The following is an 11,691-nucleotide window of genomic DNA, read 5'->3' on the forward strand; positions in this document are numbered from 1 at the left end:
CCGTGCACATTGAGTACTACTTCGACATCCTGCTGGTGCTGGTGTGCGTCGGCGTGGCCGCCTTCGCGTTCTATGCGGTGAAGAAGCTCTACCAGGGTCAGCGCTGACATGATCGAGATCCCGTCCGACCTGCACCCGCAGCTCGTCCCGCTGGCCTTCCTGCTCGGCCGCTGGACGGGCGCGGGTGTGCACGACTTCCCCGGCGCCGAGCAGTGCAACTTCGGGCAGGAGGTCGTCTTCAGCCACGACGGCCGGCCGTTCCTGGCGTACACCTCGTACACCTGGGTGCTCGACGCGGAGGGCAACAAGGTCCGCCCGCTGGAGAACGAGACCGGCTTCTGGCGGATCGACGCCGAGCGCAAGGTGGACATCACCCTCACCCGCGACGAGGGCGTGGCCGAGATCTGGACCGGCGAGCTGGCCCCGGACAAGCCGCAGATCGACCTGGTCACGGACGCGGTCGCGCGGCTGGCCGGCGCCCCGGACTACAGCGGCGGCAAGCGGCTGTACGGCTATGTGAACGGCGACCTGATGTGGGTGGGCGAGAAGTCCACCCCCTCGGTGGAGCTGCGCCCGTACATGTCCGCGCACCTGAAGAAGGTGCCCGACCCGCGGGAGTGGATCGGGGACCTGAAGGACCTGCCCGACGACGGCATCGCGTTCTTCAAGTAGCCGCTCGGAGCAACCGCCGACCTACACTTGCCGTGTGGCGACCACGGACTGGAAAAGCGATCTGCGGCAGCGCGGTTACCGGCTGACCCCGCAGCGGCAGCTTGTCCTGGAGGCCGTCGACTCCCTCGAACACGCCACGCCCGACGGCATTCTGTGCGAGGTCCGCAAGACCGCCTCCGGGGTCAACATCTCCACCGTCTACCGCACGCTGGAACTGCTGGAGGAACTGGGCCTGGTCAGCCATGCCCACCTCGGGCACGGCGCGCCCACGTACCACCTGGCCGACCGGCACAACCACCTGCACCTGGTGTGCCGGGACTGCGACGCGGTCACCGAGGCCGGGGTGGGGCTCGCCGCCTCGCTGCGGGAGGGGCTGCGCGAGCAGTTCGGCTTCGAGACGGACATGAAGCACTTCGCGATTTTCGGCCGTTGCCGGGACTGCGCCCGCAAGGCACGGGAAGCGGACGCCGACGGGTGAGCGGTCGGTCGTACGCTTGACGACATGACGAAGAGCCCTTTGCTGTCGCTGCCCGGCGCCGTCCCCGCAGAAGGCCCTGACGAGGGGGTCGCCGCCCACTACGGCGACCTTTTCCGCGAGCAGCGCGCGCTCGCGGACGGAACCGGATTCGTCGACCTGTCCCACCGCGGTGTGGTGACGGTCAGCGGGGCGGACCGGCTGTCCTGGCTGCACCTGCTGCTCACCCAGCACGTCGAGCAGCTCCCGCAGAACCAGGCCACCGAAGCGCTGATCCTGTCGGCGCACGGCCACATCGAACACGCCCTCTACCTGGTGGACGACGGCACCACCACGTGGATGCACGTCGAGCCCGGCACCCAGGACGCGCTGCTGGCCTACCTGGAGAGCATGAAGTTCTTCTACCGGGTCGAGATCGCGGACGCCACCGAGCAGTACGCGGTGGTGTACCTGCCGGCCGGCTCGATCACCGCGGTCCCGCTGGACTGGCCGGTGCGCGAGACGCCGTACGGCCGCGACGTGTTCGTGCCGCGCGACGAACTGCCGGCATTCGCCGGGACCGCGGCCCCCGCGGCCGGCGTGCTGGCGTACGAGGCGCTGCGGATCGAGGCGCACCGGCCGCGGCTGGGCCAGGAGACCGACCACCGCACCATCCCGCACGAGGTGGGCTGGCTGGACAGCGCGGTCCACCTGCACAAGGGCTGCTACCGCGGCCAGGAAACGGTCGCCCGGGTGCAGAACCTGGGCCGCCCGCCGCGCCGCCTGGTCTTCCTGCACCTGGACGGCAGTGAAGTACGGCTGCCCGGCCACGGCGCGCCGGTGCGGGTCGCCGAGGACGGGGAGGACGGCCGCCCGGTCGGCTTCATCACCTCGTCGGCCCGCCACTGGGAACTCGGCCCGATCGCCCTGGCCCTGGTCAAGCGCAGCACCCCGGAGGGGGCCACGCTGCTGGCCGAGGACACGGCGGCCGCGCAGGAGACCGTGGTCGCGCCCTGACCTTCGCTTTCCTTCTTCTGTACGGTCTTGTGTACGGTCCGGCTACATCTCCACGACGACGGTGAAGGGTCCCTCGTTGGTGAGGGACACCTTCATCTCGGCGCCGAACACGCCGGTCTCGACGGTGGCGCCCAGCGCCCGCAACTGCGCCACCACCTCGTCCACCAGCGGCTCGGCCAGGTGGCCGGGGGCGGCGGCGTTCCAGGTCGGGCGGCGGCCCTTGCGGGCGTCGCCGTACAGCGTGAACTGGCTGATCACCAGCAGCGGGGCGTCGATGTCGGAGCAGGACGCCTCGTCCGGCAGGATCCGCAGCGTCCACAGCTTGCGGGCCAGCGCCGCGGCCTTCTCCTTGGTGTCGTCGTGCGTCACCCCGACCAGGACGCACAGCCCCGGCCCCTCGATGGCGCCGACCACCTCGCCGCCGACCTCGACCTTCGCCTGACTCACCCGCTGGGCCACCGCTCGCATGGCCTCATTGTGGCGGGTCCTGCGGCGGGGGTGGTGCGCCGGGTGGGGGCGTGCGCTCCCGGGCGCGTACGCCCGGTCGGGCGCCTCGTACATCTGTAGCGACGGCCGAACGGGTGCAGAGACGCTGCGCTGCGTGACCGGCAGGTGGCAGCATCGGAATCCTGGGTGGCGTACGCGCCGTCAGGAGGGGACAGGCATGACCACACCTGCCGCTGGACAGACTTCCGGCACCGCCGCGCCCGCCGAACCGGCGGCGTTCACCATGAAGGACCACCGCATGCTCATGGCCGACGCATCGGGTCCGCCGCTCCCGCCCGGGCCGCGCGATCCGCTCGCGGAGCCGTCCGCGCCCGACCTCGGCGCCCTCGGCCTCGCCACCCTGCGCACCCTGCGCCGCGACGCACAGCGGGAAGAGGCCGACCTGTCCTACCTGCGGCGCATGCTGCACGGCCGGATCGACATCCTCCAGGCCGAGCTCGCCCGCAGGGTCGCCCCCGCCCCCGCCGCCCTTGTCGACCGGCTTCCCGAGATCCTCACCGACGAGCCCTCCACCGTCCGCTCCTCCGCCCGCCACGTCACCCTCGGCACCCCCCTGACCGACACCGTCCGCCGCCTCGCCGAGGACATGCTCTCCGAGGTCGAGCTCTCCGACCTCTCGGCCCGCACCGACGCCGAACTCCACGCCGCCCACGCCCGCCTCGTCCGCCACGAGCAACATGTCTCCGGCCGCCGCCACACCCTCCAGCTCACCATCGACGCCTCCTCCACCGAAATCGCCCGCCGCTACCGCGCCGGCGAAGCCCACGTCGACGATCTTTTGGCGGACGAAGCCTGACCCTCACCGGGCCGGGCGAACCCGGGCACCTTCCAAGCCCGCCCGGCGTTTGAGGGCAGCGGACCGGAGGGAGTCGAGCGGAGTCGGAGCCTGCCCCGGGGAGCAGGGGGCCCGTGCGGGCGAAGGCCAAAATTCTGAGCCCGCCCGGCGATTGAGGGCAGAGATACGAGGGAGCCCTTCGACGGATTGCTGAAGCTCACGCCGCGGCGAAGTAGTGGCCGTCCTCCAGATCCGCGAGCAATCCGACCTGCACCGGCTCCCACCCGAGCAAACGTCCGGTCTCCCCGACGGGCATCGTGAGGTCGAGCCCGGCGAACGGGAACCCTCCGAAGTGCTCGGTGGCGCGGTCGGCCGGAATGCTCACGGCCGGCACTCCCAAGTGCCTGCCGATGCTCTCGGCGATCTCGCGCACCGTGATGCCCTCCTCGGCCGCGGCGTAGAGCTGCGCGCTGGCCGGGGCCTTCTCCAGGGCGAGCCGGTAGAGGCGGCCGACGTCAAGGGCGTGGGCCGCGGCCCAGCGGTTGGAGCCGTCGCCGACGTAGCCGGACACACCCTTCGCGCGGGCAATATCGATCAGGCTCGGGACGAAGCCGATCCGGTCCCGGGCGCTGTGGGTGACCGGCGGGATCGCGACGAGCACGGTCCGCACCCCGCGTTCGGCGTACGCGGCGATCTCGCGCCAGACCGCGGACCGCGGATTCGCCTCGATGGCGGCGTCGAGCTTGGAATCACCGGTGGGCGTCAGGCCGACGCCTATGAGGGTCTTGCCCGTGCCGGCCAGCGCGTCGCCGAACGTCCGCGCCACCCTCAGATCGGCGGCCGCCGCCTCGGCGAACCGCCCCGCCGGGACGGCATCGTGGTCGAACGCGAGGTGGACGACCGCGTCCGCCTCGGCCGCGGCCTCGCGCAGCCCGTCCAGGTCGTCGAGGTCGCCGCGGCGCACCTCCGCGCCCAGGGCCTTGACGACGGCGGCCGAGGCGTCGGACCGGGCCAGACCGGTCACCTCGTGTCCGGCGTCGATCAGTTCGGGCACCACGGCCGACGCGATGTGGCCGCTGGCGCCGGTGACGAATACACGCATGTGCAGCTCTCCAGAAAAGGGGGCTCCGCCCGGGCCGGGCGGAGTGATGTGACTTGGTAACATCACCATAGCCCAAGTGACGTTACCAAGTCACATCACTTATGCTGTGCGCATGGCTCGATGGGAACCGAACGCACAGGAACGGCTGCTGCACGCCGCCGTCGACCTGTTCGTCGAGCAGGGCTACGACGCCACCACCGTCAACGAGATCGCCGATCGGGCCGGCCTGACCAAGACCACCTTCTTCCGGCACTTCCGCGACAAACGCGAAGTCCTCTTCGCCGGCCAGGACCTGCACACCGGGCTCCTCAACGACGCCGTCGCCGCGGTGCCCGCCTCGGCCACCCCCCTCGAAGCGGTCGGCGCGGCCCTCGACGCCCTCACCGCCTTCTGGGCCGACGACCGCCGCGAGTTCAGCGCCAAGCTCCGCCCCGTCATCGCCGGCCACACCGAACTCCAGGAACGCGCCGCCCTGAAGCGCGCCAAGCTCACTGACGCCCTCACCGGCGCCCTCCACCAGCGCGGCGTCCCCGAACCCACCGCCGGCCTCGCCGCCGAACTCGGCATCCGCGCCTTCTACCAGGCCTTCGACCAATGGGTCGCCCCCGCCAACGGCCAGTCCCTGACCGCCCTCACCCGCGACACCTTCAGCACCCTCCGCGCGGCCCTGACCACCCTGACCTAGGGGACATACCGGGCCCGGCCCGAACGACTTCCCGAGCCCGCCCGGCGATTGAGGGCAGGGACGGACCGGCGAGCCGCACAAAAAAATTCAGGTGCACCCGGGAGTACGGCCCCCTAACGTGCGGCTATGACCACCATCCGCGCCCTGGACGAGGGTGACGTCGCCGACTGGCTGAGGGCCCTGCACGCCGGGTTCCTGATCTCCCCCTCGGTGACGGAGGAGGAGGTCGCCGCGCGCCGGCCGTCGTACGACCTGACGCGTACCAGGGGAGCGTTCGACGCGGGCCGCTGCGTGGCCACCTTCCGCAGCATGCCGCGCGAGCTGACGGTGCCGGGCGGCGCGGCCGTCCCCGCCTCGGCGATCACGAACGTCTCGGTGACGGCCACGCACCGCCGCCGCCGCCTGGCCTCGCGGTTGATGGCGGCGGACCTGGCGGACGCCAAGGAGCGCGGCGACGCGGTGTCGATCCTGATCGCGGCGGAGTACCCGATCTACGGCCGGTTCGGCTTCGGCCCGGCGACCTGGGTCACCGACTGGGAGGTGGACGTGCCGCGGGCCGCGCTGGACGGGCGGTACGCGGGCCCGCCCGACGGCGCCCGGGTGGACCTCGCGAGCCTCGCCGAGGTCCGGGAGGCGGGCCCGGCCCTGCACGACCGGGTCCGCGCGGTGACGCACGGCGCGATCGACCGGACCCCGTACTGGTGGGAGCTCAGCACCGGTGAGCGCCGACTGCCCTCCCGCCCGTGGAAGGAGCCCTTTTACGCGCTGTACCGCGCCGCCGACGGCCGGGTGGAGGGCCTGGTCGCGTACGACATCGACGACACGCACTGGCCGAACAAGCTGCCCCGGGTCGCGGCCGACGTGCGCGATCTCGTGGCGGTGACCCCTGCCGCCGAGGCCGCCCTGTGGCGCTACCTGATGTCACTGGACTGGGTGACGCTGATCAGGACGGGGCACCGCGCCCCGGACGACATCCTGCCGCTGCTGCTCGGCGACACGCGGGCCGCGCGGACCGAGACGTACGCGGACTTCATGTGGCTGCGGCTGCTCGACGTCCCGGCGGCGCTGTCCGCCCGTACGTATCAGGGCACGGGCCCGGCTGCCCTGGTCCTGGAGGTCGTCGACCCGGCCGGTCCGGCCGGCGGCCGCTTCCTGCTGGAGACCGACGCCAAGGGCGCCGCGTCCTGCCTGCCGGCCCCCGCCTACGCGTCCCCGGACGTGACCCTCTCCGCCGCGGACCTGGCCTCGCTCTACCTCGGCGACGAGTCCGCGGTCCGCCTCGCGGCCCTCGGCCGGCTGGCCGAACACAGCACGGGTGCGGCCAGGACCACCGATGTCCTGTTCCGCACCCCTCGCCGGCCCTGGTGTCCGGACGTTTTCTGATGCCCCGGCGTCGGGCTCAGCGGTGGGCCAGCCAGGCCAGCACCACGAGGACTCCGCCGACGCAGTAGTACGTGGTCTCGCCGGGGCGTGTGCCCGGCGTGCGGGACGAGCGGATGCCCATCCCCAGCGCCAGCAGGCCCAGTGTCATCAGCGGCCCGTAGCGCGTTTCCAGTGCTTGCTGAACGAGCCACAGCACTATTTGCGTGACCATGATCGTCCTTTCCCCCGAGACTGCCCTTCTTGTGTTGGGCAAGTTGTGCTCAACCTGCCAGGGAGAGTTGACGCATTGTCGGGCCGGTGTCGGTCCAGTGCTGATCCTGCGCCATCAACTCTCAGTCAAATCGTCGAAGTTGACTAACTATCTCCATCATGTTCTTGCCATATGGTGGAGATCAACAAACAACGCTTGGCCAAGTGTTGTGGGTTGGGCGAAAGGTTGGGTGAAAGGATGTAGCGTATGCGCGTGAGCACGGACGACCTCGGCGGCGTGGCGCCGTACAAGAAGATCGCGCAAGTACTCCGTGACGAGATCAACCGTGGGGCCCTCCCGGCCGGGGCGCAGATGCCGACCCAGACGGCACTGGCGCGCCGATTCGCCGTGACCCGGGGGACCATTCAGCGTGCCCTGGACGACCTCCGGCACGAGGGATGGATCGACTCGCAGCAGGGACGCGGCACTTATGTGACGGACCGCAGCCGCGCCACCATGAACGCGGCCGGCCGCAGCCTGTCGGCGCACATCGAGGCCGCCTTCCAGGTCCGGCACGTCACGCTCGACGTCCACTCCCTGACGTCGGAAACCCTGCATGCGGCGCTCCAGGGGCCGGTCCGGCGCATCCGGGCCAGGGAGCTCAGGCCGGAGTCGATCACCGTACGGCTGCTGCTCCCCTCGCCGCAGGCCCCGCTCGCCCTGCCCCGGCTCATCGCCGACCCCGCCGACGAGCGCCCGCTGCTCCGGGTGCGCATGCTGACGCGGAGCACCGCCCTCCTGATGGAGACCATGATCAAGGGGCTCCGCGAACTGCGCCTGGTTCCCGAGGTGAACCTCGAGGTCAGGGGGCTGAGCATCACCCCCGTGAGCAAGCTCTACATCGTCAACGGCACCGAGGTGCTGTACGGCCTCTACCGGGTCATAGAACGGCCGGTCGACATCAACGGCGAGGACCTGGACATCTACGACGGCCTCGGCCTCGGCGCCCCGCTCTTCCACTACTCCGCGCGGCCGGAGAGCGGCGACGAGCAGGGCCGCGAATTCGTCGCCGAGGCGCAGCGCTGGTTCGACTCCTACTGGTCCACGATCGCCGAACCGTTCCCCCTTACGCTCTGATCACCCGCTGTCTACCCCACCGAGACGCCCACTGTGACCACACCCTCCGAAGAGCCGACTCCCTCCGATCTGCGGAGCCTGCTGTCGGCCCGCTGTCTGCTGCTGGACTTCGACGGGCCGATCTGCAGGCTCTTCTACCGGCACCGGGCCGACCGGATCGCCCTCGCCATGCACGACCGGCTCGCCCACCGGGGCCTGCGCATCACCGACGAGCGGCTGGCCCGCACCCGCGACCCGCACGCGATCCTGTACTGCCTGGGCCCCAAGGCGCCCATCGCCCGCGTCGCCTCCGGCACCGAACCGCCCGACGCCGACGGCCGCCCGGAACCGGGCGCCGACCCGGGGCTGATCCTCGAACTGGAGGAACTCCTCACCCGGGAGGAGGACGTGGCGGCGCGGTCCGCCGAACCCACCCCGTACGCCGCCGAGTTCGTCCGCGCCGCGGCCGGCCACGGCAAGCTGCTGGCGGTCACCACCAACAACTCGCCCGGCTCGGTGCGTACGTATCTGCGCACGCATCACCTGGACGAGCCGTTCGGGGACCGGGTCTTCGGCCGGGACCCCGAGGACCCGAGCCGCATGAAGCCGGACCCCGACTGCCTGCTGCGGGCGATCGAGGCGCTGGACGCCGATCCCCGCGAGTGCCTGATGATCGGTGACTCGGCGTCGGACGCGGAGGCCGCCACGGCCGCGGGGGTCGGCTTCCTCGGCTTCGCGCACACCCCCGAGCGCGTGGCCCGGCTCCGGCGCGCCGAGCCGCACCCGGTGGTGGTGGGCATGGCCTCGCTGGCGGCGGCCGCCCGCGTGCTCGACCCGCCGGTCGCCGCCCGCTGAGCCCGCGGGCCCCGGTGCCGGGCCGCGGTCCCCGCTACTGCAGCCCGAGCGCCATCCACTTGCCCGGGTGCGTCAGCGGCTCGAAGCCGAGCTTGGCGTAGAGCGGGTGCGCGTCGTCGGTGGCCAGCAGGACGCGGCGCAGGCCGAAGGGGGCGAGGTGCTCGCGGGCCGCGGTCAGGAGCCGGGTGGCCACGCCCTGGCCGCGGGCGGCGGGGGCGACGTAGACGTCGCAGAGCCAGGCGAAGGTGGCCCGGTCGGTGACCACGCGGGCGTACGCGTGCTGCTCGCCCGTCCCGCTGTGGTAGGCGCCGAAGTTGAGGGAGCCGGCTATCGCGGCCTCCATCTTCTCCAGCGGGCGGCCGAGCGCCCAGTAGGCGTCCGTGGACAGCCACTGGTGGATACGGGGGACATCGAGGCGGGCCGGATCGGCCGAGATCTCGTACATGCCCGGGAAGCGTAGAGGTGCTTAAGGGTTCACTGCACGACAATTAACTGGACCTTCGGTGTGCCCAGGGCGAGACTCGACGGCATGATCCACGTACCGCTGATCACGCCGTTCGCCGAGGACGGGAGCGTGGCGACCGCCGCGCTGGAGGAGCTGGCGCACGAGGTGCTGGCCGACGGCGCCGGCGGGCTGGTCGCGCTCGGCACCACCGGGGAGCCGGCGGGTCTGGCGGACGAGGAACGGGCCGAGGTCGCCGCGGTGGTCGGCCGGGTCTGCCGGGAGCACGGCGCGCGCTTCACGGTCGGCGTCAGTGCGTCCGGCACGGAGCGCGCGGCGGCCGCGCTGGCTGCCCTGGAGACGCTGCCGGTGCTGCCGGACGCCGCGCTCGTCACCGTCCCGCCCTTCACCCGTCCGGGCGAAGCCGGGGTGGTCGCGCACTTCCGCGCGCTGGCCGCCGCCGGGCCCGTACCGCTGCTCGTCTACCACGTCCCGCGCCGCACCGGTCAGCCGCTGAGCGCCGCCGCGCTGCGGGAACTGGCCGCGCTGCCCGGGATCGCCGGGGTGAAGTACGCGGTCGACGTCATAGACGCGCAGACCGTGGAGCTGCTGGGCGACCTGCCGGCCGGCTTCGAGGTGCTGGCCGGGGACGACGTGCTGGCCCCGGCGCTGTTCGCGCTGGGCGCGCACGGCGGCATCCTGGCCTCCGCGCACCTGGCGACCGCCCAGTGGGTACGGCTCGCGGCGCGCGGCGACGGGCCAGGCGGTGACGGCACCGGCTCCGGCGAGTCGGCCGGCCGTGCGGCGACCGGCGGCGCCCCTGTCCCGGGGCCCGGGGCGCCCCGCGGCATCCCGGCCCTCGGTCACGCGGCGCCCACTGGTGGCTCGGCCCTTGGCCGTGCGGCTGGCCACGCGGCGTCCGGCGGCGTCCCGGGCCCCGGTCACGCGGCGTCCGCTGGTGGCTCGGCCCTTGGCCGTGCGGCTGGCCACGCGGCGTCCGGCCGCGGCCCGGTCCTCCGCCACGCGGCGCCCGGGGCCGACCCGGCCCTCGGTCATGCAGCGCCCGACGGCGCCGTGGCCCTCGGCCACCGGCTTTCCGCACTGGCCGCGGCTCTGTTCCGGGAGCCCAACCCGGCCGTGATCAAGGCGGTGCTGCACGCCCAGGGCCGCATCCCCACCCCCGACGTCCGGCTGCCGCTGCTGCCCGCCGGCCGGGAGGCGTTCGAGGACGCGCTGGGCGCCCTGGACGGGCTCGCCGGGCTCGCCGGACTCGACGGGCCCGCCGCGAGCGGCCCCGCCCGGGTGCGTCTCGTCACTTGAAACCCGGGGGCGTCCGGCCGCCGCGCCGGGTGATACTCGAAGCGGACGGGACGGGACCCGCGAGCCCCCACGGCGCACCAGATCGGAGAGAGACCGGATGAGGATCGGAATCGTCGGAGCCACCGGACAGGTCGGCGGGGTCATGCGCCAGGTGCTGGCCGAGCGCAAGTTCCCGGTGACCGAGCTGCGGCTGTTCGCCTCGGCCCGCTCGGCCGGCCGGCCGCTGCCGTGGGCCGGCGGCGAGGTCGTCGTGGAGGACGCGGCCACCGCCGACTACAGCGGCCTGGACATCGTGCTCTTCTCGGCGGGCGGCTCCACATCCCGCGAGCTGGCCGAGAAGGTGGCCGCCCAGGGCGCGGTGGTGATCGACAACTCCTCCGCCTGGCGCCGCGACCCCGAGGTCCCGCTGATCGTCTCCGAGGTCAACCCGCACGCGCTGGCCGAGCGTCCCAAGGGCATCGTCGCCAACCCGAACTGCACCACCATGGCCGCCATGCCGGTGCTGCAGCCGCTGCACCAGGAGGCCGGCCTGGTCTCCATGGTCGCCACCACGTACCAGGCGGTGTCCGGCGCGGGCCTGGCCGGCGTCGCCGAGCTGCACCGCCAGGCGCTGAAGGTCACCGAGAACGCCGACCGGCTCACCTTCGACGGCGAGGCCGCCGACTTCCCCGAGCCCGAGGTGTACGCGCGGCCGATCGCGTACAACGTGCTGCCGCTGGCCGGCAGGATCGTGGACGACGGCCTGCACGAGACCGACGAGGAGCAGAAGCTCCGCCACGAGTCCCGCAAGATCCTGGAGATCCCGGAGCTCAAGGTGTCCGGCACCTGCGTGCGCGTGCCCGTCTTCACCGGCCACTCGCTGCAGATCAACGCCCGCTTCGCCCGCCCGCTGTCCGTCGAGCGGGCCTACGATCTGCTGGCCGCCGCGCCCGGCGTGGAGATCTCCGAGATCCCCACCCCGCTCCAGGCCGCCGGCAAGGACGCCTCCTACGTGGGCCGGATCCGGGTGGACGAGACGGTCGAGAACGGCCTCGCGCTCTTCGTCTCCAGCGACAACCTCCGCAAGGGCGCCGCGCTCAACGCCGTCCAGGTCGCCGAGCTGGTCGCCGCCGAGCTGGCCGCGATCTGAGCCGGTAGGCTAGGCCGCCCGTACGAGTCGTGCGACGCCCACGG

14 protein-coding genes are annotated in these 11,691 nt (G+C 72.5%); 10 read left to right on the forward strand and 4 right to left on the reverse strand.

The annotated features are described in order from the left end of the window. The first annotated feature begins 108 nt into the window (after nt 1–108). The 3 genes from ITX44_RS28660 to ygfZ are packed head-to-tail and all read left to right on the forward strand — an operon-like array spanning nt 109 to nt 2,143. A complete protein-coding gene (locus ITX44_RS28660) occupies nt 109–672 on the forward strand; it encodes a heme-binding beta-barrel domain-containing protein (RefSeq protein WP_205360477.1) in 564 nt (187 codons plus the stop codon). A 34-nt stretch (nt 673–706) separates the two neighbouring features. Further along, nucleotides 707–1,150 carry a Fur family transcriptional regulator gene (locus ITX44_RS28665; protein WP_205360479.1) on the forward strand — a complete coding sequence of 148 codons (444 nt, stop codon included), beginning with the start codon at nt 707–709 and terminating at the stop codon, nt 1,148–1,150. A gap of 24 nt (nt 1,151–1,174) precedes the next feature. Then, complete coding sequence (ygfZ, locus tag ITX44_RS28670; protein ID WP_205360481.1) at nt 1,175–2,143, forward strand: CAF17-like 4Fe-4S cluster assembly/insertion protein YgfZ; 969 nt, start codon at nt 1,175–1,177, stop codon at nt 2,141–2,143. A gap of 42 nt (nt 2,144–2,185) precedes the next feature. Here the strand turns inward: ygfZ and dtd are convergent, their stop codons facing one another. Further along, nucleotides 2,186–2,611: a D-aminoacyl-tRNA deacylase gene (dtd, locus tag ITX44_RS28675; protein ID WP_205360483.1), complete on the reverse strand. Its 426-nt coding sequence runs from the start codon at nt 2,609–2,611 to the stop codon at nt 2,186–2,188. A 196-nt stretch (nt 2,612–2,807) separates the two neighbouring features. Between dtd and ITX44_RS28680 the strand changes: the two genes are divergently transcribed. Beyond that, nucleotides 2,808–3,446, forward strand: coding sequence for an RsiG family protein (locus ITX44_RS28680; protein WP_205360485.1), 639 nt, complete (start codon nt 2,808–2,810; stop codon nt 3,444–3,446). Between the two features lie 196 nt (nt 3,447–3,642). Here the strand turns inward: ITX44_RS28680 and ITX44_RS28685 are convergent, their stop codons facing one another. Next, the gene (locus tag ITX44_RS28685) at nt 3,643–4,527 is read right to left on the reverse strand and encodes an SDR family oxidoreductase (protein ID WP_205360487.1); all 885 of its coding nucleotides are present in this window, start codon (nt 4,525–4,527) and stop codon (nt 3,643–3,645) included. A gap of 112 nt (nt 4,528–4,639) precedes the next feature. Here ITX44_RS28685 and ITX44_RS28690 point away from each other — a divergent pair, with 112 nt between their 5' ends. After that, a complete protein-coding gene (locus tag ITX44_RS28690) occupies nt 4,640–5,212 on the forward strand; it encodes a TetR/AcrR family transcriptional regulator (RefSeq protein WP_205360489.1) in 573 nt (190 codons plus the stop codon). Nucleotides 5,213–5,338: 126 nt separating this feature from the next. Beyond that, nucleotides 5,339–6,595: a GNAT family N-acetyltransferase gene (locus ITX44_RS28695; protein WP_205360491.1), complete on the forward strand. Its 1,257-nt coding sequence runs from the start codon at nt 5,339–5,341 to the stop codon at nt 6,593–6,595. Between the two features lie 16 nt (nt 6,596–6,611). Here the strand turns inward: ITX44_RS28695 and ITX44_RS28700 are convergent, their stop codons facing one another. Next, on the reverse strand, nt 6,612–6,806 hold the full coding sequence (locus ITX44_RS28700; protein WP_205360493.1) for a hypothetical protein: 195 nt from the start codon (nt 6,804–6,806) through the stop codon (nt 6,612–6,614). Nucleotides 6,807–7,052: 246 nt separating this feature from the next. On the opposite strand from ITX44_RS28700, the gene ITX44_RS28705 reads away from it, so the two are divergent. Further along, the gene (locus ITX44_RS28705; protein ID WP_205360494.1) at nt 7,053–7,922 is read left to right on the forward strand and encodes a GntR family transcriptional regulator; all 870 of its coding nucleotides are present in this window, start codon (nt 7,053–7,055) and stop codon (nt 7,920–7,922) included. 33 nt (nt 7,923–7,955) lie between these two features. Next, nucleotides 7,956–8,756, forward strand: a complete 801-nt coding sequence (locus tag ITX44_RS28710) for an HAD family hydrolase (protein ID WP_205360496.1) — start codon at nt 7,956–7,958, stop codon at nt 8,754–8,756. A 34-nt stretch (nt 8,757–8,790) separates the two neighbouring features. On the opposite strand, the gene ITX44_RS28715 is transcribed toward ITX44_RS28710, so the two are convergent. Further along, nucleotides 8,791–9,201: a GNAT family N-acetyltransferase gene (locus ITX44_RS28715; RefSeq protein WP_205360497.1), complete on the reverse strand. Its 411-nt coding sequence runs from the start codon at nt 9,199–9,201 to the stop codon at nt 8,791–8,793. Between the two features lie 84 nt (nt 9,202–9,285). Here ITX44_RS28715 and ITX44_RS41595 point away from each other — a divergent pair, with 84 nt between their 5' ends. Together ITX44_RS41595 and ITX44_RS28730 are read left to right on the forward strand one after the other, a co-directional pair. After that, nucleotides 9,286–10,518, forward strand: a complete 1,233-nt coding sequence (locus ITX44_RS41595) for a dihydrodipicolinate synthase family protein (RefSeq protein WP_236061894.1) — start codon at nt 9,286–9,288, stop codon at nt 10,516–10,518. Between the two features lie 97 nt (nt 10,519–10,615). Next, nucleotides 10,616–11,647, forward strand: coding sequence for an aspartate-semialdehyde dehydrogenase (locus ITX44_RS28730; protein ID WP_205360506.1), 1,032 nt, complete (start codon nt 10,616–10,618; stop codon nt 11,645–11,647). The last annotated feature ends 44 nt before the right edge of the window (nt 11,648–11,691 follow it).

The sequence above is a fragment of the Actinacidiphila acididurans genome (assembly GCF_016918855.1).
GTDB lineage: Bacteria > Actinomycetota > Actinomycetes > Streptomycetales > Streptomycetaceae > Actinacidiphila > Actinacidiphila acididurans.

What these genes read in the sequence shown, in the direction of transcription:
- ITX44_RS28715 (WP_205360497.1), bottom strand. Translation starts at nt 9,201, where the DNA reads ATGTACGAGATCTCGGCCGATCCGGCCCGCCTCGATGTCCCCCGTATC.
- ITX44_RS28685 (WP_205360487.1), bottom strand. Translation starts at nt 4,527, where the DNA reads ATGCGTGTATTCGTCACCGGCGCCAGCGGCCACATCGCGTCGGCCGTG.
- ITX44_RS41595 (WP_236061894.1), top strand. Translation starts at nt 9,286, where the DNA reads ATGATCCACGTACCGCTGATCACGCCGTTCGCCGAGGACGGGAGCGTG.
- ITX44_RS28730 (WP_205360506.1), top strand. Translation starts at nt 10,616, where the DNA reads ATGAGGATCGGAATCGTCGGAGCCACCGGACAGGTCGGCGGGGTCATG.
- dtd (WP_205360483.1), bottom strand. Translation starts at nt 2,611, where the DNA reads ATGCGAGCGGTGGCCCAGCGGGTGAGTCAGGCGAAGGTCGAGGTCGGC.
- ITX44_RS28700 (WP_205360493.1), bottom strand. Translation starts at nt 6,806, where the DNA reads ATGGTCACGCAAATAGTGCTGTGGCTCGTTCAGCAAGCACTGGAAACG.
- ITX44_RS28695 (WP_205360491.1), top strand. Translation starts at nt 5,339, where the DNA reads ATGACCACCATCCGCGCCCTGGACGAGGGTGACGTCGCCGACTGGCTG.
- ITX44_RS28705 (WP_205360494.1), top strand. Translation starts at nt 7,053, where the DNA reads ATGCGCGTGAGCACGGACGACCTCGGCGGCGTGGCGCCGTACAAGAAG.
- ITX44_RS28690 (WP_205360489.1), top strand. Translation starts at nt 4,640, where the DNA reads ATGGCTCGATGGGAACCGAACGCACAGGAACGGCTGCTGCACGCCGCC.
- ITX44_RS28680 (WP_205360485.1), top strand. Translation starts at nt 2,808, where the DNA reads ATGACCACACCTGCCGCTGGACAGACTTCCGGCACCGCCGCGCCCGCC.
- ITX44_RS28660 (WP_205360477.1), top strand. Translation starts at nt 109, where the DNA reads ATGATCGAGATCCCGTCCGACCTGCACCCGCAGCTCGTCCCGCTGGCC.
- ygfZ (WP_205360481.1), top strand. Translation starts at nt 1,175, where the DNA reads ATGACGAAGAGCCCTTTGCTGTCGCTGCCCGGCGCCGTCCCCGCAGAA.